This window comes from Pseudomonas sp. MH9.3 (assembly GCF_034354675.1).
GTDB lineage: Bacteria > Pseudomonadota > Gammaproteobacteria > Pseudomonadales > Pseudomonadaceae > Aquipseudomonas.
The window spans coordinates 938,021-959,531 of record NZ_CP133785.1; the positions used below are offsets into that span (position 1 = coordinate 938,021).

Sequence of the window (21,511 nt, forward strand, 5' to 3'; positions counted from 1 at the left end):
GTTGTTATGGGCGTTGGTTCACAGGGCCGAAGGCCTCATCCACTTTCGCAAGGTCGGTGTCGCGTAGATTGCCCGCGTAGTAATGCAATTTGGTCCAGGCCATCAGGTAGTCGTAACGCGCCTGGGCCAGGTCGCGGCGGGTGCTGTAGAGCTGCTGCTCGGCGTTGAGCGCATCGAGGTTGACCCGCTCGCCGCCGAGGATGCTGTGTTTGGTCGAGACCACCAGCGCCTCGGCCGACGCCAGGGCCTTTTGATAGGCGCGCAGCTTGCTCACCCCCGACAAACACGCACTGAACTGGCGACGCAGTTCGATCAGGGTTTCGCGGGTCTTGCCTTCCAGCTCGTATTCGGCCTGCTCCATGGCACGGCTGGCCTGGCGGGTTGAGGCCGATACGCCGCCGCCGGCATACAGCGGCACGCTGATTTCGACGCCGATGGTGTTGGTGTCGTAGCGCTGGTTGTAGGTGTTGCCGCTGTCGGACTCCTGCTGGCGCGAACTGGCATACGCGGTGACCTTGGGCAGATGCCCGGCGCGGTTGCGCTCCACCTCGTAGCGCGCCACTTCCAGGGACTGGCGCTGGGACGCGAGCGTGGGGTTGTTGCTCAGGGCCAGTGCGTGCCAGGTGTCGTAGTTGGCGGGCGTGAGGGTGAAGGCGGCGAAACGCTGGTTCAACGGCGCCAGATCATCGATGTTGACGCTCTGCACGCCAATCAGCGCGCCCAGCTCGCGCAGGGACGCGTCCTGTTCGTCCAGCGCCTGGATCTCTTCGGCGGTGGCCAGTTCGTAACGGGATTCGGCTTCAAGAATATCGGTGCGGGTGCCCTCGCCCTGCTGGAACAGGTGCTGGTTCTGCTGGAACTGCTGCTCGAAGGCTTTTTTCTTGGCTCGGGCGATGTCGATCTGGTCCTGGGCAAACAGCGCCTGGGTGTAATAGCTCAGCACACGCACCAACAGTGCCTGGCTCTTTTCGCGAAAGCTCTCGTCGGCAAACAGCGCCTGGGCCACGCCCTTGCGGTAGTTGGCATAGGCTTCGTAGTCGAACAGCGGCTGTTGCAGGCTGAAGGTGGAGCCGTAACTGTTGTAGTTGCGGTCGTCGCGATAACTGCCGCCACGGCCGTCCGGCAGATGGGCTTCGGAGTTGTTGCGGCCCTTGTTGTAGGTGTAGGACAGCCGTGGCAGCAGGCCGGCGCGGCCAATGGTGCGGTTTTCCAGGCCGGCGTCGCGTTCCTTGATCGCGCCGAGGAACACCGGATCGTTGCGCAGCGCCTGCTCGTACACATCGAACGGGCCCATCGCGGCCTGGGCACTGGCGCAGCTCAACAGCAAGGCGAGGCATACGGGCTTCATGCTCATTCCTCGGTCAACGCGGAGCCGGCGCGATCCAGCAGCGGCTTGAACAGGTAGTTGAGCAACGAACGCTCACCGGTGCGCACGAACATCTCGGCGGGCATGCCGGGCTTGATCACCAGGCCGTGGAGTTTTTCCAGCGCAGCCTCGCTGACGGTGGTGCGCAGCACGTAATACGGCGCGCCGGTCTTTTCATCGAGCATCTGGTCGGCGGAAATCAGGCTCACCTCCCCCGGTACGCGCGGGGTGCGGCTCTGGTTGAAGGCGGTGAACAGAATATCCACCGGCAGGTGGGTGCCGACCTTGTCCACCAGGTGCACCGGCAAGTGTCCTTCCACTTCCAGACGCGTGCCCTGGGGCACGATTTCCAGCAGGGTTTCGCCGGCTCGCACCACGGCGCCTTCGGTGTGCACGCCAAGGTTGACCGCGATGCCATCGGCCGGCGCGTTGATCTCGCTGTGTTGCAGGTCGAAACCGGCGGAGGTCAGTTGCTGTTCCAGAGTGAGGCTGCGCAATTGCGCATCGGCCAGTTGGCTGCGCACCTCCTTCTGGTATTCCTCGCTGTGCTGCTGCAGTTTGAGCCTGGATTCGAGGATGCCCTGCGCCACCCGGCCGCTTTCGCCGCTGTTCTGCGCCAGGTCCTGTTGCACCTGGGACAACTGGCGCTGGTAGTCCATCAGCCGGTTGCGCGGGATGTAGCCGTTGTCGGCAAGCGGTTGCAGGTTGGCCAGTTGGTCGCGCAGGGACTGGGCCTGGGCGGTCAGGTCGGTGCGGGCGCGACGCATGCCGTTCAACTGCGCACTGGCACCTTCGATATTGGCGCGAATGCCGGCCTGCTCACGGGCAAACGCTTCGCGGCGGCTGCTGAACAGTTGGCGCTGGCCTTCCAGCACCAGGGCCAGCGCCGGGTCTGGGTCGGCGCTCAGATCAGCGGGAAAGGTGACCGCCGCTTGATTGTCGCGCTCGCTCTGCCAGCGTGCCACGCTGGCCCAGGCCATGCGGTACTGGGCCTGCAGCGACTGCACGTCGGCCTGGTTGCGGGTCTGGTCGAGCCGAAACAGCGGCTGGCCCTGTTTGACCGTCTCACCTTCGCGCACCAGGATCCGGCTGACCACACCGGGGCTGACGCTTTGTACCGCCTTACGCTTGCCGGACACCACCACGGTGCCCTGCACCGGAATGCCCTGATCGAGTGGCGCCAGGCTCGCCCAGAGGAAGAAACCGCCGGCACCGACCACGGTGAGCAGCCAGCCCATGCGAGTGAAGAAGCGGGCGTCGCGTTGTTCAAACGTCATACTGCTCATGCGCCTGGATTCCTTCCGGCTTGATACTGGCGGCTGAAACTGACGCCGGGTTTTTCCTTCGGCGCTTCCTGCTGGCCGGACAACGCGCGCAGCACGTCCTGACTCGGCCCGAATGCCTGCAGGCGTCCTTCGTTGAGCACCAGCAGCTTGTCGGCCTGGGCCAAAACAGAAGAACGGTGCGTCACCAGAATCACGCTGCTGCCCTGGGCCTTCATTTGCACGATGGCGCTGGCGAGCGCCGCTTCACCGACGGTGTCGAGGTTGGAGTTGGGCTCATCCAGCACGATCAGCCGCGGCCCGCCGTACAGCGCGCGCGCCAGGGCGACCCGCTGTTTCTGGCCGCCGGACAGGCCACCGCCGTTATCGCCCAGCAATGTGTCGTAGCCCTGGGGCAGGCGCAGGATCAGCTCATGCACGCCGGCCTGTTGCGCCGCCTTCACCACCCACGCCGGGTCGGCTTGGCGAAAACGCGCGATGTTGTCGGCGATGCTGCCGCTGAACAGCTCGATGTCCTGAGGCAGGTAGCCGATGTGCGGGCCGAGGTCGTCACGGTCCCAGCGGTGAATGTCCGCGCCATCCAGACGCACCGTGCCGGCCAGGGTCGGCCACACGCCCACCAGCACCCGCGCCAGGGTGGACTTGCCGGAACCCGAGGCGCCAAGCACGCCCAGCACTTCACCGGCACCGAGGTTGAAGCTGACATGGTGCAGCGTCGCCAGGCGCAGCCCCGGCGGGCCGGCGCTGACGTCTTCGAAACTCACCTGGCCGTGGGGCGCCGGCAAGGCCATCTGCTCGCCCCCCGGCGGGAAGGCGCGCAGCAGCTCATCCAGGCGCTGATAGGCGAGCTTGGCCGAGCTCCATTGCTTCCACACCGCGATCAACTGGTCGATGGGGCTGAGCACACGGCCCATCAGGATGGAACCGGCGATCATCATCCCGGCGGTCATGTCGCCCTTGATCACCAGCAGCGCGCCCAGGCCCAGCACCAGCGATTGCAGGCACAGGCGCAGGGATTTGCTCAAAGAGGTGATCACCGAACCGGTGTCGCTGGCCTGGTTCTGCAGGCCGAGAAACTGCGAATGCACGGCAAACCAGCGGGTGCGCAACGCACCGAGCATGCCCATGGCCTGGATGGTCTCGGCATTGTGCAAGTGGCTGGTGGCCAGTTGGGTCGACTGCTGGGAGTAGCCACTGGCCTCGCCCAGCGGCTTTTTGGTCAGGTATTCGTTGAGGCAGGCCAGGCCGATCAGCAGCACCGCGCCGGCCGTGGCCAGCACCCCCAGCCACACGTTGAACAGGAAAATCACGAACAGGTAGATGGGAAACCACGGCGCATCGAAAAACGCGAACAATGCAGGCCCGGTGATGAATTGGCGCAGATGGGTCAGATCCCCCAGGGATTGCCCGGCATGGCCCTGGCCGCTGTGCAGGTTGCGCTCAAAGGCGGCCTTGTAGACGCGCAAGTTGAAGCGCCGCTCCAGATGACTGCCGATGCGGATCACGATAAAACTGCGAATGACTTCGAGCAGGCCAATAAACGCAAAGAAGCCGACCACCATCAGCGTCAACATCACCAGGGTGGTTTCATTCTGGGAGGACAGCACACGGTCGTAGACTTGCAGCATGTAAATCGACGGCACCAGCATCAACAGGTTAATCAAGGCGGTGAAACAACCGATACTGATCAAGATGCTTTTGTATTCACCCAGCGCCTTGAACAAGGGTGCAACGGTAGGGGGCCTGGCCATATCTTCTTATCTTCCTTGAAGCAAACTACGCGCACTAGTTGGCGCAACCCTTGATCAGGGCCGGTCAACTAATCAATCAAGTTATATGTTTATAACGGCAACTAAGGTTTTCGTTGCAATACCACAACACCGCCGGATCGAGTGCGGCCCTCGTACTCGCCTTCGTGTTGGCGATTCAAGTGGGTAATACCGCTGCCTTCAGCGTTCATCAGCCAGATTCCGTCCGGAGTGGGTGACCAGCTCAAGGGCTGGTCGCCCAGCCACTGCGCCACACACGCCACATCGCCGCCCAGGGCGTTGGCCTGCTCCAGTAATTCCAGGTTGCACACCTGATCCTGCTGTTTCAATTCCCAGTGCCCCGCCAACTGCGCGGGGGTGGGTAAAACCAGACTGCTCGCCATTGCGTGGGCTCCTGCCGACACGAACATCACCTGCACAACACAGGCGATCATTTTGGATAACCACTGCATCTTCACGCTCCCGCCTGCAAGCGCGGCGCCGAAGCACCGCGCCCGTGCATCACGCCACGATGTCGCTGACGGCTGCCTGGCCAACGGTGGTGACGAGGAAATCCGCCACACCCTTGCCGGCAAAGTCGACGGCCAACGTGCCCAGGTTGGTGCCTGAGGCATAGGTCAGCACCGCGTCGCCGGCATGCCCGGAAAAGGCACTGACGAAGCTCAGGCCCGCGCCTTTGGTAATGCCGGACAGGTCGATCTTGTCTGCACCACTGGTGAAGTCGAAGATCTTGTCCGCAGCCCCGGGCCGGGAGTCGGAACTGGCGCCGAACACGAAGGTGTCATTGCCTGCACCGCCCCACAGCTGGTCTGCACCGCCACCGCCGTAGATGAGGTCGTTGCCGGCCCCGCCCTTGATCAGGTTGGCCGCATTGTTGCCGATGATCAGGTCGTTACCCGCCCCACCGAACGCGTTCTCGATGGTCACGCCCTTGGCAATGGACACATTGCCCACCAGGCCGCCGACGTCGGAGAACGAGGTTTCATTGAGGTTGATTTTCTGGTTTTGGGTGAACCCGGAGAAGTCCAGGGTATCGTTGCCACCACCGTCCCACACCGAGAACACCAGCTTGTCGGCGTTGGAGGTCGCGCTGAGGAAATCACGCCCGGTGTTGGAGTTGAAGCCGTAGGTAGTGTCGGTGGCGCGGGTGGCGAAGTTGGCACCGTAGAGCTTCTGGATCGCGGCAATGTCGTCGATCAGCGGGCCGGAGGCATAGGCTTCAACCCCGCCTTTGCTGAAGTTCTGATTGGTGTTGCTCTCGCTCCAGTAGCTCATCAGGCTGTAGCCACGCGTGTCCTGTCCGTAGGTCGCGTCTTTGTAGGATGGGTTGCCGTTCCCGGCGTTGTAGTCGCCAGGGTGCGCCAGGCCCAGGGTGTGGCCGATCTCGTGGGTCAGGGTCTGCCGTCCGTAATTGTTCAGGTCCGGCGTCTTGTTCTGCGTGTAGCTGTTGTTGGTCAGGTACCACGAGGTGCCGTCGTAGCCTGCGCCGGTGCCGGGCAGGTAGGCGAAGGCCGCTGCGCCGTCCTGGCCGCCGCTGTAGTTGCCGAAGGTCATGTGGCCGTCACCGCCGCTGGCCTTCTCGGTGAAGGTGACCTTGGCCACGTCCGCCCAGGATTGCATGGCGAGCGCTGCCTGTGCTTTCTGCTGGGCGCTGAACTGGCTGAAGCCCGAGATCCCGTGTTTATTCAGGGTGCTCGTGGTGGCCGAGGTCAGGAAGGTGTAGGTGAGGTCGATCTTGCCGTTGCCATCGGCGTCGCGGTACGCCGCGCCGTCCCGCAGCAGCTGGGTCGCTGCCTGGTCCACGGTGTAGGACGGTTTGCCATTGACCGTGAGGTTGCCACCACGGTCATACAAGTGGCTGAAGCTATCGATTTGCGAGTAGGCGGTGCTGGCCTGAGCGGCAGATACAATAGCTTTGTCTTTTACTTTTGACATAAACGTACTTCCTTGTTTGCAAGTGCATCAGTCTTGGGTCGATAGGAACCTCGCGGGCGAGATCGTCCTATCACTCGCCTCTTTTGAAGGCGTAAGAAAACTGACACAACTTGAAATCTTTCGTCTACCTCTATTTCTGCAATCAAAATGTGATGGGCTTTGCAGGTTGGCAAGTCGTCGGCAATGTTTATTGGGGGCGGTGGTTGTTGTCCTACAAAATAAAGGGCGCTGTTATTTAAATATTAAATAGCTGCAAGGGCATTCAACTTGCGTTGCGCAGTTGAATAATGGATCCAATTATTGTCACGGTGTCATTGGCAACATTAAAGAGCCACTACTTATTATTTGTCTTGAATATTGGCCCCTATTACCGGGACAAATAGCTTATCCCGTTGCTCGTGTCGGTTTTGAGGCGCGCAGCCGCCTTGAGACCTCGTCCGAGGCAAGCTTCATGACCCAGGTCAATGTAAAGGGAATGAACCGCCGAACGTAGCGAAAAATTTAACCTCACCTGGGCGAGCGGATGCTATTTTCAAGCTCCGGACGCCATGACCACAGACGGTTCTGGCCCCTGCCGCGAGCTAAAGGAAGTGCTCATGAACAAGGTGGGCAACATGAACAAAGTGACGTTCCCGAATGCCTGCCAGCTGATGCGCTGGCATTTTCATCCGACCGGCTTCGAGGGCAGCATGGACGCGCCCGGCAGCATGGTTGCGCGCCTGTTCGACCGCACGAGCGGCGAGACGCTGATTGCGATTGCCGGCATTCCCTGCACCTCGGTGATGAACGCTGCCGATGTCGAGCGCATCATCGAAGCAATTGAGGATGAACTGGCGTCGTTCGTGCCGCCGCAGTCATTACGGGCCTGAACATGTGGGAGGGGGCTTGCTCCCGATGACGGTGTGTCAGTCAACTTATCAAGGCTGATACACCGCCATCGGGAGCAAGCCCCCTCCCACATTGACCAACTTTACTTTCAAATCCGCTGATCATCGAAAAACGCCTTTTTGCCATCTACCCGCTCGGATGCCCTTGGCACATTGACCGCTGCGCCTTCAGGCTTTTCCACATACCAATAGCAATGGCTGGAGGCGCGGGTAATGCCGACATACGCCAGGCGCAGCACTTCGTCTTTTTGCGCCGTGTCATAGGGCTCGCTGTCGCCAGCCTTGCCCAGGCCCGCCATGCGGTACACCTGGTTCTTGTACGGCGAGCTGGTGACGTGCTGGCAATCGCCCAATAGAAATACCGCATCCGCCTGCAGGCCCTTGGCGCTGTGGTATGTCAGCTGTTTCAATCTGCGCGCTGGCGCCGGCAGGCTCGAATCAGCATTAACTACAGCCTGAATATGTTCCTGAATCAATAGCTTATCGCTGCTTTTTCGATACAGTATCAATACCGAATCTCCCTGCTGATAGTGCGCCTGCAACTGCCGCCCCAAGGCAGCATCGTCGCGCGCCAGCACTTGAACGGGCACCAGTGCCTTGGGCACGCCGCTGGCTTTGGCCTTCTTGCCGGGAATTGCTGGCGCGGCGCGCACGATATGCTCGGCGGCATCGATGATGTGCTGATGGCTGCGGTAGTTCTCACCCAGCATCACGCGGGTGGTGCCAGGCGACGGGAACTCGGTGTTGAATTCCATGAAGTATTTGGGCGAACTGCCGCGCCAGCCATAGATCGACTGCCAGTCATCACCCACGCACAGCAACGAAGAACGCTGGGCACCGCGCCCCACGTGCATGGCTGGGCCACGGCTGCGGATTTCACGCAGGCTGGCGCGGATCCACGAGACGATCTGCGGCGAGACGTCCTGGAATTCGTCGATCATCAGGTGCGACATCGGCCGCAGCAGCGGATCGCTGAGCAACGTGAGGTTTTCCGGCATGTTCTCGCCAAACAGCGAGAACATGCGGTTATAAGTCATGATCGGCGGCGATTGTTCGAGCAGATGCTCTTCCAGGGCTTTCCAGAAGACGCTCAGTGCCTCAAAGAACAAGCGGTCGGCATCGTCCCTGGCGAACGTCATCTGGCCGACGGCAGTGGGCACGTCCAGGCCGAGGTTCTCGATAAAGCCCGCCGCGGTGACGAAACAGTCCAGCAATGGTGCCGAGGCCAGCTCGCCCTTGACCTTGTAGTCAAAGCCGGGCCCAGCGGTGGCGTCGCCCGCCAGGCTGCTTATAAGACGCTTTGATGATTCATAACTGTCGAGCCATATCAAGGGCTTGCGACAGAAAGCTTGAAACAGGGTGCGCTTCACCGCCCACTCGGCGCGTACCGACAGCTTGGCGTTGGGGCGGCTGATCTGCGGGTTTTCCCGCGCATCGAAGCCCAGCACCACCCAGGCGTCCAGTTCGGGAATATAGCCGTGACAATGGAAGGTGGCGCCGTTGATTTCAAACGTCTGGCGGCTGGGCTCGATGCCCTTGATCGGCCAGGCACCCGCGCGAAACCACAGGTCTTCGATCAGATCGCACAGCTCTTCATCGCGCTTGGCCGCCAGCTCTGTCACCGCGATGCGCTTCTGCACGTCCGGGTGGTCGCGCTCCAGCTCTTTGAGCTGCAGGCCATGGCGGGCCAGCGGCGCAATCAGCTCGCGAAACCGCGCATTGCGACTGTGCAGCCGGTGGTAGCAGGCGTTCATCTGCTGGCGCTGGGCGTCGTTGATGCGCAGGTCGAAGGGGTTGCTGTCAGCGTCATCGGTGCCGGCACTGAGGTTTTCGAACGCCTGCAGGCGCTCGAACCCCGGCAGGCTGCGCACCATCGGCAGAATGCGTGAGTGAAAGGTGCGCACCACGGCCTGAGCCTCTTTCAAGCTGAGGGGCTGGCCCCACAGCGCGAGGATGTCCATCAGCTTGTTGACGAAGTCCTTGCGCGACTCACGGGTGAAGGTCACCACCGTCATCGAACTGAGTTCAAAGCCCAGGTAATGGGTGAGCAGCAGGATGCGCAGCACCAGCGAGGTGGATTTGCCGGCACCGGCACCGGCAATCACCGAGGTGGACGGCGTATCGCTGAAGATCATCTTCCACTGCGCGGTGCTGGGCTGGGCATGGGCCGGCAACAGGCGCGCCACATCGGCCTTGATACGCTTTTTGATCTCGGCGGTGAGCGGCAGGCGCCAATCGTCGAACAGGCTGTCGTCCACGCCCGGCGCGCGGTGCTCATCCGGGCGGAAATCGCGAATCAGCAAAACTTGCCGGCCTTGCTCGATACCCTCGGCCATGCCCTCACGGTAGCCGTATTCCACGCCCGCTTCATGCCCGCTGCGAAAACCATCGGCCTGGCCGTGTAACCACGAAAACCGGTGCTGGGCACGCAGTCGTGTGAGGCCATGGCCAAACAGACGCGCGGCGAGGCGTTTGAACAAGGGCATTTCTGCCAGCGGAAGCAGATCAGGGGGCAAATCGGGCTTTTGCTGCGGCACGCGAACTCCAGCGAGGACGTTGATTCTGGCGAATGCGCCATGGTCGCCGGAATCGCTGCTCAGTGCCAGCCAATTGCTTTGCCGTCATGCAGTTAGGCGACGAAGTGAAAGTCAAAACCCCGTTAATCCATCTAATCGGCTGATAGGAATCAGGCAGTTTTTACGCTTTTTAACGATCAATGACTCAAGGATGATAGCGCCCATTCAGAGGAGACGATCATGCTGGAACTTCGACCTTTCACTTCCCTGGGCGGCGCTCACCACGGCTGGCTTGACGCCCATCATCACTTTTCGTTTGCCGAGTATCACGACCCCAAACGCATGCACTGGGGCAACCTGCGCGTATGGAACGACGACATCATCGCGCCGGGCAGCGGTTTTCCGCAGCATTCGCACCGGGACATGGAAATCATCACGTATGTGCGCGAAGGCGCCATCAGCCATGCCGATAACCTCGGCAACAAGGGCCGCACCGAAGCCGGTGACGTGCAGGTGATGAGTGCGGGCACCGGGATTGCCCACAGTGAATACAACCTGGAAGCCACGCCGACGAAGATTTTCCAGATCTGGATTATTCCCAATGAAGCCGGGTTGCCACCGTCGTGGGGCGCCAAGCCGTTTCCGCAGGACGGTCGTGAGGGCTTCGTGACCCTGGCCAGCGGCAAGAGCGGCGACAGCGAAAGCCTGCGCATACGCGCCGACGCCCGCCTGGTGGCCGCCAACCTGAAAGCCGGAGAAAGTGCCGAGTACCAACTGGACGGCGGACGCCGCGCCTATCTGGTGCCGGCCACGGGGGTAATTGAGGTCAATGGCGTGCGTGCACAGGCGCGAGACGGTGTGGCGGTGGAAGATGAGCCAGTGTTACGGGTAACCGCGATTGAAGACAGCGAGATTGTGCTGGTCGACCTGGCCTGATTCGCATGGAAGGCTCCGCCAAGTCTTCGACTTAGCGCTGTCGCGCAGCAAACTGGCGTCTCTGTGGCGAGCGGGCTTGCCCCGCGTCGGGGTGCGAAGCGCCCCAATCAACGAAAACGCGGAGTACCTGATACTGCGCAGAGTCTGCTTTTGGGGCTGCTGCGCAGCCCAACGCGGGGCAAGCCCGCTCGCCACAACAAGCACGCTCGCCACAGGATGTAGAGAGGGCGTGCCTCCTCTGACATGGGTGTTGCGGGGTTATTGAGAAATAGCGCCATCAACCAGCACTTGCGCTTCCTCCACCAGCTGCTTGAGGTGATCTTCGCCGATAAAGCTCTCGGCGTAGATCTTGTAGATATCCTCGGTGCCTGATGGCCGCGCGGCGAACCAGCCGTTTTCGGTCATCACTTTCAAGCCGCCAATGGCCTGGTTGTTGCCCGGCGCGTGACTGAGAATCTGCTGAATGCTCTCCCCGGCCAATTGGGTGGACGTGACCTGCTCCGGCGACAACTTGCCCAGCAGGGCTTTCTGCGCCGGGGTGGCCTTGGCGTCGACGCGAATGGCAAACGGCTCGCCCAGCGCATCGGTGAGGCCACGGTAGATCTGGCTCGGGTCCTGGCCTTTGCGCGAAGTCATTTCGGCCGCCAGCAAAGCCGGGATCAGGCCGTCCTTGTCGGTGCTCCACACCGTGCCGTCCTTGCGCAGGAACGACGCACCGGCACTTTCTTCACCGCCAAAGCCCAGAGAGCCTTCGAACAAACCATCGGCAAACCACTTGAAGCCCACCGGCACTTCATACAGGCGACGGCCGATTTTCGCCGCCACCCGGTCAATCAAACCGCTGCTGACCACGGTCTTGCCCACGGCCGCATCGGCACGCCAGTGGGGACGGTTCTGAAACAGGTAGTCAATCGACACCGCCAGGTAATTGTTCGGTGCCAGCAACCCACCGGACGGCGTCACAATGCCGTGGCGGTCGTGGTCCGGGTCGCAGGCGAACGCTACGTCAAAGCGTTCCTTGAGCCCGATCAGGCCTTGCATGGCGTAGCTGGAGGACGGGTCCATGCGGATCTGGCCGTCCCAGTCGACACTCATGAAGCGGAAGGTCGAATCGACTTCGGTGTTCACCACGTCCAGATTCAGCCGGTAATGCTCGGCAATCGCCGACCAGTAGCGCACCCCTGCTCCACCCAGCGGGTCGACGCCCAGGCGCAGGTCGGCGCTGCGGATGGCATCCATGTCGATCACATTGATAAGGTCCGCCACGTAGGTGTTGAGGTAGTCATGGCGGTGGGTGGTGTCCGCCTTAAGCGCCTGGGCGTGGGTAATACGCTTGACCCCGGCCAATTGGTTGGCCAGCAGCTCGTTTGCCTTGGCTTCGATCCACTTGGTGACGTGGGTATCGGCCGGCCCGCCATTGGGCGGGTTGTATTTGTAGCCGCCGCTCTGCGGTGGATTGTGGGACGGCGTGATGACGATGCCGTCCGCTAGGCCACTGGTACGGCCGCGGTTGTAGCAGATGATGGCGTGGGAAATCGCCGGCGTCGGGGTGTATTCATCGCCCTCGGCGAGCATCACGTGCACGCCATTGGCGGCAAGCACTTCCAGCGCGCTGGCGCCGGCCGGGGTCGACAGTGCGTGGGTATCCAGGCCGACAAACAACGGGCCGTTGATGCCCTGGGCTTCGCGATACAGGCAGATCGCCTGGCTGATGGCGAGCACATGCCATTCGTTGAAGCTCAGCTCGAAAGAGCTGCCACGGTGCCCGGACGTACCAAAAGCCACGCGCTGGGTGGAGATCGCTGCATCAGGCTGGCCGGTGTAATAGGCCGTGACCAGTCGCGGGATATCCACCAGCAACTGAGCTGGCGCCGGTTTGCCCGCAAAAGGACTGATTGTCATGCATGAACCTCGAAAAGAAGACGTCGGAAAAAGGCAGTTTACTGGCACTTGGACTACTGCGCGACGGTATCGATCCTACCTCATGATGAGAAATTTCACGCAGCTAGCCCTGGTGTGCCTGGCGCAGTCCCTCGCCCAGCGCAGCCAGGGCTGTGTCCAGGTTGGGCAGGCCATGGAACGTATGGCTCAGACGCAGGTGCTGATGGTGCAGGCCGCTGATACTGAACAGCTCACCGGGCGCGACGACGACGGCGCGGGCCAGCAGATACTGGAATACCTGGCGCATATCCACTGTCCTGGCGGACTCCAGCCAGAATGTCGCGCCGCCCACCGGCATGCGGTAAGTCACCAGGCTTCCCAGATGCTGGTCAAGAAGCTCACTCATGGCGCTGGCCTGCTCGCGTAATAATGCGCGCAAATTGCGCAGGTGCAGGTCAATGCGCCCGCTGTGATACAGCCGCGCAATCGCACGCTGACGGATCGCCGACAGCCGAAACGAGCGCAGCAGAAACTGGCGCTGCAATTGGCTGCTCATGTGCCGCGATAGCAGATAACCGTAGGACGCTTCCAGCCCGAGGATTTTCTCGAACGAGGAGAACACGATCAGCCGCTCGGGGTTGACCAGGTCACGCAATGCGGCCTGGGTCGGCACGAAACTCAATTCGCCGTACAGGTCGTTTTCCAGCAGCCAGCAACCGTAGTGGTCCAGCAGCTGCGCCAGTTCGAGGCGGTCCTGAGGTTGCACGGCCACCCCCGCCGGCAGGCTCACCGACGATGACATCAACAGCAGTTGCACGGACTCCTCGCGCAGTGCCCGTTCGAGCAACACCAGGTTCAGACGACCCGCGTGCAGCCAGGGCAATTCGATCACACGCACGCCGGCATCCTGCAGCAGGCGCAGGATCAACCAGTCACAGGGCGACTCGACCAGCACCGTGGAGCCGCGCAACCCCAGCACCTCGATGAGGATGGAGAGCACGCCGCGCAGGTCGGCCCCCACGTACACGTCATCCGCGTGCCAGCAGCGCGTGGGCGATGAGGTGTAGCGCGCCGCCAGCGCCGCGCGCAACTCCCACACCCCGCACGACTGGGAGCTGTGCTGCGACTGACGGGGATACTGGCGCACCAGCTCGCGCTCCAGGCGCAGCAAGGTGTCGTCCAGATTAGCCAGCAAGGCCGGTTCATCACCGCTGAGCACCGCCATGGCCGGGCTGCGGGCCGCCACGTAAAGGCGTTCAAGCAAGTCGCCGCTGGCAAACGTCGCGGCGCTGTTGGCAAGGGGCCAGGCGTAGTACCCCGATTTGGCCACCGAATACACGCGGCCCTCTTTCTCCAGCAGCGAATACGCATACTGGATGGTGGAGATCGAGACATTCAGACGCTGGGACAGCTCGCGCAGCGACGGCAGCTTCACTCGCGTATCGGTACTCACCTCGTTGATCAGGTTGATCATGTAGCGATACACCGCCTGGTAAGCGAAGTCCGCTTGTCGCGCGCCACGCAGTGTCATCGAGCGGACAGCTGCCGAGCCATGTCGTGACCGCTCAGGTTGCCTTCAAGGTCGTGCTTGCGCGCACTGCCACCGGGCAGCAGGGTCATTGGCCGCTGACGATACAGATGCTGGAGCAAGGGCAACGGCAACCCGCTGGCAACGGTCACCCACTGTTGCAGCATCTCGGCCGCCGGCTTGCCCTGCAGCACCTTGTGCAGTTCGGGCAGCGCCACGAGCATGCCTGGATGGCACTGGCGCAGGTAGCTTTCGAGCCGTTCGCCGTGATGGATAAACGGCGAAAACAGCAGGCAGATCAGCTGACTTTCATCCTGCCCGAAAAACTGCCGGGCGTAGTCGGTGGACGCGGCGCGCCCTTCACTGCTGCCGGCCTGGGCCAGCAGTTCCGGCGGAATCTGCACATGATCGAGCTGCTCCTGCGCCAGCAGCAGGAACTCTTCAACACCTTCCCCATACGGCAATTCGCGCAGGCATTCGGCCTTCAGGCCGCGCAGGTGCGCCATCAACACGGGATTGGCAAACGCCGGATGGCTGAAATGAAACCCCAGGGGGTCTGGGGTATAGGCCATGAAATCGGTGAGCAAAGGTGCACTGGCAGGGTCTATGCCTTCAAGCAAGTCGGCAAAGCCGATATACGCCAGGGGACGGTACCCGCCGATGCTGATGTCAGCCCTGGGCTGATAGTGCTCGCCATACAGATCGCGATAGAAGTCTTCGCTCCATTGGTCCATTCGCGCAAACAGCCGGTCGAGGGACAGGGGCCTGGCTGCCCGGGCCTTGTCCGAATCGGCCTGAGCCGCCTTTTTCAGCCAGGCCAGCAGTTGGCTCTGTTTACGCCCGGAGTCGCCGCTGACCAGCACATGCACACCGCCGTCCCACGCGGTGACACGCTGGTAGAAATCCCCCAGGGCGAGGTAGGTATCGTTGCACAGCGTTGCACAGATATCGCCGCAGCTCAGGTGCCCGACCATCAACCGGTTGCGTTGCGCCGCTTCACAACCCTGGGTCGATACCGGGCGCTGATGATTGAATGGCAGCACCTCATGGTTTTCCACCATCAGCAGTTCCACGCGGTCATCGTCATGGAAAAACAGACGGCTGTAACCGTTGTGGATGGTATCGAGTGTGCGCTGGGTCATGCCGGCATGGCGCAGCGTGGCGACCCGCAGCTGGAACGTCGTCGGTGATCGCCCGGCGATGCTCAATTGCGCCGCGCGCAGCATCGCCAACGTGTAACTGCTGACCTCACCGCCGCCGTGGGCGACCAGCACCTTGTAGGCGCCGATATATTCCATGCCCCCGGCCGCCACGACAATACGCTGGATCAATAATTGAAGCGCCGTACGTTCCGCGCGACTGAAGTACCCGATCAATCGTTGCTGAACTTGCTGGTAAACATACGTCACGGCCTGTTCGTGAATAGCGCTCATCGCTCTACTACCTGAGTTGAAATATAAGTTTCAAACAACTACCAACGCGAGTTGCTTGATGTATTGAATTGCCAGGAACGTCGCTTTAGGTACCGTATTGACAGTGAATCAACACTAGCACCTTGCAAAAAATCGACATCGACTGTGCAGAGCGTCCACCCGGGCCTCCATGGCCTCGAGCGCCGACACACATGCCACCCACGCAGGGATTGACGACCTTCCTAGGAGTATTCAGACAATCTCCTACATTCCTTTAACCCCGAATTAAAAGATCCATCCGACAAATAAAATTTGTCAGGCAGTGTTCCATGAATGTCACTTGATCGAGCGTCAGCATAAAACTGTCTGCCCCCTGAGCCCGCCGCAAATGTTCCATTATTAACGGCAGCAGAAAATACCCGCTGCCGTATCAGTGCATCAATCATCACTCGGTCCTTGAGTTGAAAGTAAGAACACAATTATCAAGGCTGGAATAATGATTAACAGATACAGAAGCTGGCCAAAAACCAGTTCAGTTCAGGTTCAAGCACAAGGTGGATCACCCGGACACGACGACGCCGCGCTGGAATTCAGGGCGGCGTTCGGGGCAAAGGTATCGTTTACGGGACTGAGGGGCGATTACACGCAGTGGAAAACGCGCAGGGTAAGCCCTGTCAAATGGCGCTTTTGTCCCATACGCCAAGGGCGAGGAACAGCCGATTACGAATGTTCCTACACACGAAACAGCTTAAACTTGCAGCGCCACCCGCTCACGGCACGGGCATTCGTCCATATAACGGTGCGCTTCAACGAACTGGTCGAAGGCAAACACTGTGGTTTTCAGCGGCACCAGCACACGGTCGGCGGTCAACTGGTTGATATCACGCAATGCCCGCTGCATGGCGACCTGGTCCTGGATAATGCCCAGCTCCGGTTTGCCGGTGAAATTGCCGATGCAGTGCACAAAGAACTGAATGTTCTTCTGGAACGCCGCACAGGCCGGAAACGGTGTCTGATTGCCGCCCTGCAGGCCATAGAGCACCAGACTGCCGCGCGGGGCCAGTACGTCGCCAAGCAACGACATCTGCGGGCCGCCCAAGCCATCGAACACCACGTCGACGCCACGATTGTCGGTGAACTTGTTGATTTGCATCAGCAAGTCCTGCTCCTCGGTGACGATCACCTTTTCCGCCCCGAGGGACAGCAGGTAGTCACGCTCGGCGCTGTCCTTGGTCGCCGCAATCACACGCACACCCAGCGCCTTGCCCAGTTGCACGAAAGACGGGCCGGCGCAGTGGCTGGCGTCGGTCACCAGGGCAAACTGGCCGGGTTTGACCCGTGCCAGGTCCATGTAAGCGAAGTAGGCGATCAACAGCGGCGTGTAATGCACGCTGGCTTCAATCGGGCTCAGCACATCCGGGTAACGGGTCAGGGCCGAACGGGGCAGGACGATCTGTTCGCCATACACCGGGTAATCATTGGGGCTCTCGGCCGGAAAACTGGCCACTTTATCGCCCACCGCCAGGTCATCCACGCCGTCGCCGAGGGCGACCACCACGCCGGCCATTTCATGACCAAGGCCGGACGGCAAACGTGCATGGGAGGACGCCAGGTTCTGGCGCCACAGGATGTCGTACCAGCTGATGCCAATCGCCTCGACACGCACCTGCACTTCGCCCGGTGCGGGCTGCGCGGCTGCATGCTCTTCGCATTTGAGCACCTCGGCCGGACCAAACTTGTGAAAACGGATCGTGCGGGACATCGCAAACCTCGTCAAAGTAACCTCTAATGCCATGAACTTTATCTGGGCTTTGCGGGTAAGGCCACCGGTCGCCATTAATAGTCGACATGCTTGTCATTGATTCCGCGACTAAGCTACAGACCTCAGCTTTCGTAGGAAAACTCAATTATCTTGTGCAGAGTATCAGCCTTTCCCCGTAAGATTCATGCAGGTCGTTGTTTACACATGGCCGCTCTCGTCAAGTTTGCAGACTCTTCCAGGACACAAGATGAACCGTAACGACCTGCGTCGTGTCGACCTTAACCTCTTGATCGTATTCGAAACCTTGATGCATGAGCGCAGCGTGACCCGCGCTGCCGAAAAACTGTTCCTCGGCCAGCCGGCCATCAGCGCCGCCCTGTCGCGCCTGCGCGGGCTGTTTGACGACCCGCTGTTCGTACGCACCGGCCGCAGCATGGAGCCCTCGGCCCGCGCGGTCGAGATCTTCGCCCTGCTCTCCCCGGCCCTGGACTCGATCTCCACCGCCGTCAGCCGCGCCGCCGAATTCAACCCGGCCACCAGCACCGCCGTGTTCCGTATCGGCCTGTCCGACGACGTCGAATTCGCCCTGCTGCCCCAACTGCTCAAACGCCTGCGCGCCGAAGCCCCCGGCATCGTGCTGGTGGTGCGCCGCGTCAACTACATCCTGATGCCAGGCCTGCTGGCCTCGGGCGAAATCTCCATCGGCGTCAGCTACACCGCCGACCTGCCCGCCAACGCCAAGCGCAAGGTCCTGCGCCGCAGCCTGCCCAAACTGCTGCGCGCCGACAGCGTGCCCGGCTCCCTGAGCCTGGACGACTTCTGCAGCCGCCCCCACGCACTGGTGTCGTTTGCCGGCGACCTGAGCGGTTTTATCGATGAAGAACTGGAAAAGCTCGGTCGCAAGCGCCATGTGGTGCTGGCCGTGCCGCAGTTCAACGGCCTGGGCACCTTGCTGGCGGGCACCGACATACTCGCCACCGTGCCCGACTACGCCGCCGAGGCCCTCACCTCGGCCGGCGGCTTGCGCGCCGAAGACCCACCGCTGCCGGTGCGCAGCTTTGAACTGCACATGGCGTGGCGCGGGTCACAGGATAATGATCCAGGGGAGCGGTGGTTGAGGTCGCGGATTCAGATGTTTTTTGGGGACCCTGAGAGTCTTTAGGCGTCGTCTGGCAGGCCGTTCGGCGGATCATTTCAGCCTTTCCACAAACCATGGAGCTCCATTCACTTCCAGTGGATTGCTACATTGGGGGCACATCTGAGAGCATGCTTTGGATGGTTTGAAAAGGATGCCCCCAATCTAAGGCCCAACAGTTCCGTTCTCGAAAAAGTCTCCCCTGCGCTTATCCCAACCGCCGTTGAGCGCTAGTCGATCACCTCAGTTAATGGCTGAACCTCCGTACGAGAACAAGTGGGGAGTCGTGTGATCAACAATGGTGGTAGCGCACCATCAATAGAAGTATCCGTAAGCTTGCGCTTGCACTTCACAAAGCCAGCGCGCCAAGGCGACAGCGGTACGTGGTCGTGTACAACGACGCCGACGGCCAGCAGGCCACTGCATCAGGGCGCCCCTACGCCACCCCGTAGCACCCATGCCCCTGCTGGGGGGATCCGGCAACTTCGCTCAAGCGCTGGAAATAACCCGCCACTGCAGGGAATCACGGATGTTCGAACGACGTGTTGAACCAAGTATTCACCGAAAGTCCCACAGGAATATCCGCCTGAGTATACGGTCCGTATATATTAATGGGGGAGGATCCCCGCCCTTACCCTTGTTGAGGCGGTTCTGGAGAAACTGCACCTGCCCCTTTAGATCGGCATTCTTTTTCTGAAATACGGCGGGGTTCAACCCATCCAGCCGCATACCGCGTGATTCAATGCATCTGGGATGAGTCCGCTACACAGACGATCTACGCAACTGATCGACCTCTTGCAGATAGAGCTCCACCTCCTCGTTCAGCCATTCGACAAACTGCTGGCGCCTGCCCTGGATGCGTTCGCGGTCCGGCAGCAGCAGCCAGTAGGGATAGGCATACGGCACCGCATAGTCACTCAATTGCACCAGCTCACCGCGGCCGATGGCGTCGTGTACCAGGCTGCGGCGCACGAGGGCAATTCCCTGCTTGAGGCGCACGGCCTCCAGCACCAGGTTCGAATCGTTGCTGCACAAGCCTTTACGCGCTACCTCGACGTTCAGGCCGGCGGCTTCGCACCAAGGTTGCCAGGAATCCATAGTAAAAATGATCGGGCTGGCAACGATTTGCGCCGGCGTTTTGGGCAGTTGCCCGCCGTTGAAGCCGGGGGCGGCGACGACGATCATTTCATCGTGGAACATCATGAATTGTTGCACGTTATCCCAATCGCCCCGGCCCATGCGCACGCTGATGTCGATGGCTTCCTGCGCCAGATTGGTCACCGTCAGGCTGGCCTGCAGGCGCACGGTGATATGCGGGTAGCGCGCCTGGAACCGTCCAATGCGCGGCAGCATCCAGGAAAACCCGAACGACGGCATGACCGCGACCACCAGCTCCGAAGCCTTGGGCTGCGCTTTGACCTGGCGTGTGGCGTCGGCAATGTTATTTAACGACTCACGCACCTGCAGTGAGTACAAGCGGCCGTCTTCGGTGATGCGCAGGGCGCGTCCCTCACGCGCGAACAGCGTTACCCCGAGCATCTCTTCCAGCACTTTGATCTGCTGGCTGACCGCCGAGTGCGTGACATGCAGTTCTGCCGCCGCGAGGGTGACGCTCGCTAGACGACTGACGGCTTCAAAGCTGCGCAGGCAACTGAGGGGCGGGATAGCCGACATGTAAGCGCTCCTAACAAATATGTAAAAAAAAGACTGATATCGAAGAACCTGATGCCAATTTAATGTAAGTGCAGGTGCACTCACCACAATTTTTCGGTGTCGGACGCACCCCATCGACCTTACAGGAGACATCAGGTGCCTACGCTATCAGTCACTTCCAGCCCTCATCCTCACGCCTGGGCAGACTGCGAGCCAGAGTGGGTTTATGTTCACCTGTGCGCAGCGGAGTTGATGTCGCTGCGCTTTAACCAAGACATCATTGCGCGCTCGCTCAGTGGCAGTCACTGGGTGAGCTGGGAAGGCTGCGATCTATTTCTGGAGCAACATCAGGACCTGCGCCTGAGCGCCGGTACAGCCTTGATCGATGGCGCAGGTGTGTTGCAAATCGCCCTGGCGCCAGCGCAGGAAGCGCCCACCAGGCGCCTGGGCCAATGGCTGATCGCGCCGTTCAAGCCGAACCACACCGAGCCGTTGCGGATTGAAATTCGCTGATGGCCGTGTCAATCACTGCTGGAGCAAGCGGCGCCCGTGACTACCTGGGCTTTGCCGTGACAATCCTGGCGTCCACGTTTTTGATGGGTTCAAGCTTCGTCTCCGGCAAGGTGCTGCTCAACCAAGGGTTCGACCCATTGATGCTGGTGGGCGCGCGGTTCCTGTTGGCGGCGCTGGCGACCTTGCCCCTGGTGATGCTCGCAGGGCGTGCCTGGCGCGCCGCCCTGTTCCCGCGTCACCTGAACGCCCGGCAAATGCGCGTAATCGCCGTCATTGGCCTGACCCAAACCGCTGCCGTGATGAGCCTGCTGTTCCTGGCGATGCGCACGGTGTCGGCCTCCACTGCCGCGATCCTGCTGTTTACCAACCCGGTGTGGGTCGCCGTGGGCAATAGGCTGTTCTTCGCGCAACCGCTCAAGGCCATTCGCCTGCTGGGCCTGATGATCGGCGTGATCGGTGTAGCGCTGGCCGTGGGTGCAGACCTGGCGCAGGACGCCCAGCCGGGTGCGTGGGTCGGTGTGACCCTGGCGCTGGGTTCGGCCCTGAGCTGGGCCGCCGCGACCCTGATCATCAAGCGCAACCCGCTGCCCATGGGCACTTGGGCCTTGAGCTTCTGGCAAATGTTTATTGGGGCCCTGGGGGCGCTCGCCTGTGCTGTGCTGGCCGGCGAACACTGGCCGGCCCACCTCACTACGCAGCAGTGGGGCTGGTTTGCCTGGCTGGCCATACCCGCCTCGACCGGCTCGTTCGGGCTGTGGTTTGTGGCGCTCAAACGCTCAGACGCGGCCAGCACCAGTGGTTTCCTGTTTCTGGCGCCTTTGTTTGCGGTGTTGTTGTCCTGGGTCGTTCTCAACACCCAACTCTCCCTGTGGCAAGGCTTGGGAGGGCTGCTGGTAGCCGCGTCGATATGGCTGATGAATCGTTGATCGGCACCC

General features: G+C 61.1%; 16 protein-coding genes and 1 pseudogene. 5 read left to right on the forward strand and 12 right to left on the reverse strand.

Going from position 1 to position 21,511, the window contains the following annotated elements:
* Window positions 1-4: 4 nt before the first annotated feature.
* The 5 genes from RHM60_RS03665 to RHM60_RS03685 all read right to left on the reverse strand — a co-directional run bounded on the left by RHM60_RS03665 (window position 5) and on the right by RHM60_RS03685 (window position 6,353).
* A complete protein-coding gene (locus tag RHM60_RS03665) occupies window positions 5-1,348 on the reverse strand; it encodes a TolC family outer membrane protein (RefSeq protein WP_322213657.1) in 1,344 nt (447 codons plus the stop codon).
* A gap of 2 nt (window positions 1,349-1,350) precedes the next feature.
* Window positions 1,351-2,652, reverse strand: coding sequence for an HlyD family type I secretion periplasmic adaptor subunit (locus tag RHM60_RS03670; RefSeq protein WP_209982187.1), 1,302 nt, complete (start codon window positions 2,650-2,652; stop codon window positions 1,351-1,353).
* A complete protein-coding gene (locus RHM60_RS03675; RefSeq protein ID WP_231421343.1) occupies window positions 2,649-4,400 on the reverse strand; it encodes a type I secretion system permease/ATPase in 1,752 nt (583 codons plus the stop codon). Before RHM60_RS03675 ends, RHM60_RS03670 begins: the two co-directional genes overlap by 4 nt.
* A 101-nt stretch (window positions 4,401-4,501) precedes the next feature.
* A complete protein-coding gene (locus RHM60_RS03680) occupies window positions 4,502-4,870 on the reverse strand; it encodes a protease inhibitor Inh/omp19 family protein (RefSeq protein WP_209982192.1) in 369 nt (122 codons plus the stop codon).
* Window positions 4,871-4,919: 49 nt separating this feature from the next.
* Window positions 4,920-6,353, reverse strand: coding sequence for a serralysin family metalloprotease (locus RHM60_RS03685; protein ID WP_209982194.1), 1,434 nt, complete (start codon window positions 6,351-6,353; stop codon window positions 4,920-4,922).
* A gap of 596 nt (window positions 6,354-6,949) precedes the next feature.
* Between RHM60_RS03685 and RHM60_RS03690 the strand changes: the two genes are divergently transcribed.
* Window positions 6,950-7,222 carry a DUF1652 domain-containing protein gene (locus RHM60_RS03690; protein WP_209982196.1) on the forward strand — a complete coding sequence of 91 codons (273 nt, stop codon included), beginning with the start codon at window positions 6,950-6,952 and terminating at the stop codon, window positions 7,220-7,222.
* A gap of 107 nt (window positions 7,223-7,329) precedes the next feature.
* Here RHM60_RS03690 and RHM60_RS03695 read toward each other — a convergent pair whose 3' ends face one another.
* A complete protein-coding gene (locus RHM60_RS03695) occupies window positions 7,330-9,777 on the reverse strand; it encodes a UvrD-helicase domain-containing protein (protein ID WP_322213658.1) in 2,448 nt (815 codons plus the stop codon).
* A 219-nt stretch (window positions 9,778-9,996) separates the two neighbouring features.
* On the opposite strand from RHM60_RS03695, the gene RHM60_RS03700 reads away from it, so the two are divergent.
* Window positions 9,997-10,692: a pirin family protein gene (locus RHM60_RS03700; protein ID WP_209982200.1), complete on the forward strand. Its 696-nt coding sequence runs from the start codon at window positions 9,997-9,999 to the stop codon at window positions 10,690-10,692.
* Between the two features lie 258 nt (window positions 10,693-10,950).
* On the opposite strand, the gene pgm is transcribed toward RHM60_RS03700, so the two are convergent.
* The 4 genes from pgm to RHM60_RS03720 form a co-directional block, all read right to left on the reverse strand.
* Window positions 10,951-12,594, reverse strand: a complete 1,644-nt coding sequence (pgm, locus tag RHM60_RS03705; protein WP_322213659.1) for a phosphoglucomutase (alpha-D-glucose-1,6-bisphosphate-dependent) — start codon at window positions 12,592-12,594, stop codon at window positions 10,951-10,953.
* 103 nt (window positions 12,595-12,697) lie between these two features.
* The gene (locus RHM60_RS03710) at window positions 12,698-14,104 is read right to left on the reverse strand and encodes a PLP-dependent aminotransferase family protein (protein ID WP_322213660.1); all 1,407 of its coding nucleotides are present in this window, start codon (window positions 14,102-14,104) and stop codon (window positions 12,698-12,700) included.
* Window positions 14,101-15,534 (reverse strand): hypothetical protein, encoded by a 1,434-nt coding sequence (locus tag RHM60_RS03715; RefSeq protein WP_322213661.1) that lies wholly within the window; start codon window positions 15,532-15,534, stop codon window positions 14,101-14,103. The genes RHM60_RS03710 and RHM60_RS03715 overlap by 4 nt, the downstream gene beginning before the upstream one ends.
* A gap of 727 nt (window positions 15,535-16,261) precedes the next feature.
* Complete coding sequence (locus tag RHM60_RS03720) at window positions 16,262-17,275, reverse strand: zinc-dependent alcohol dehydrogenase family protein (protein ID WP_231421348.1); 1,014 nt, start codon at window positions 17,273-17,275, stop codon at window positions 16,262-16,264.
* A gap of 247 nt (window positions 17,276-17,522) precedes the next feature.
* On the opposite strand from RHM60_RS03720, the gene RHM60_RS03725 reads away from it, so the two are divergent.
* Complete coding sequence (locus RHM60_RS03725; RefSeq protein ID WP_057008790.1) at window positions 17,523-18,437, forward strand: LysR family transcriptional regulator; 915 nt, start codon at window positions 17,523-17,525, stop codon at window positions 18,435-18,437.
* A 499-nt stretch (window positions 18,438-18,936) separates the two neighbouring features.
* Here RHM60_RS03725 and RHM60_RS03730 read toward each other — a convergent pair.
* Window positions 18,937-19,005, reverse strand: a pseudogene (locus RHM60_RS03730) (glutathione S-transferase); the annotation flags it as partial.
* A gap of 167 nt (window positions 19,006-19,172) precedes the next feature.
* Window positions 19,173-20,084: a LysR substrate-binding domain-containing protein gene (locus RHM60_RS03735; protein ID WP_322213662.1), complete on the reverse strand. Its 912-nt coding sequence runs from the start codon at window positions 20,082-20,084 to the stop codon at window positions 19,173-19,175.
* A 231-nt stretch (window positions 20,085-20,315) separates the two neighbouring features.
* Between RHM60_RS03735 and RHM60_RS03740 the strand changes: the two genes are divergently transcribed.
* Together RHM60_RS03740 and RHM60_RS03745 are read left to right on the forward strand one after the other, a co-directional pair.
* Window positions 20,316-20,576 carry a hypothetical protein gene (locus RHM60_RS03740; protein ID WP_322213663.1) on the forward strand — a complete coding sequence of 87 codons (261 nt, stop codon included), beginning with the start codon at window positions 20,316-20,318 and terminating at the stop codon, window positions 20,574-20,576.
* Window positions 20,576-21,502 (forward strand): DMT family transporter, encoded by a 927-nt coding sequence (locus RHM60_RS03745; protein WP_322213664.1) that lies wholly within the window; start codon window positions 20,576-20,578, stop codon window positions 21,500-21,502. The genes RHM60_RS03740 and RHM60_RS03745 overlap by 1 nt, the downstream gene beginning before the upstream one ends.
* Window positions 21,503-21,511: the final 9 nt, after the last annotated feature.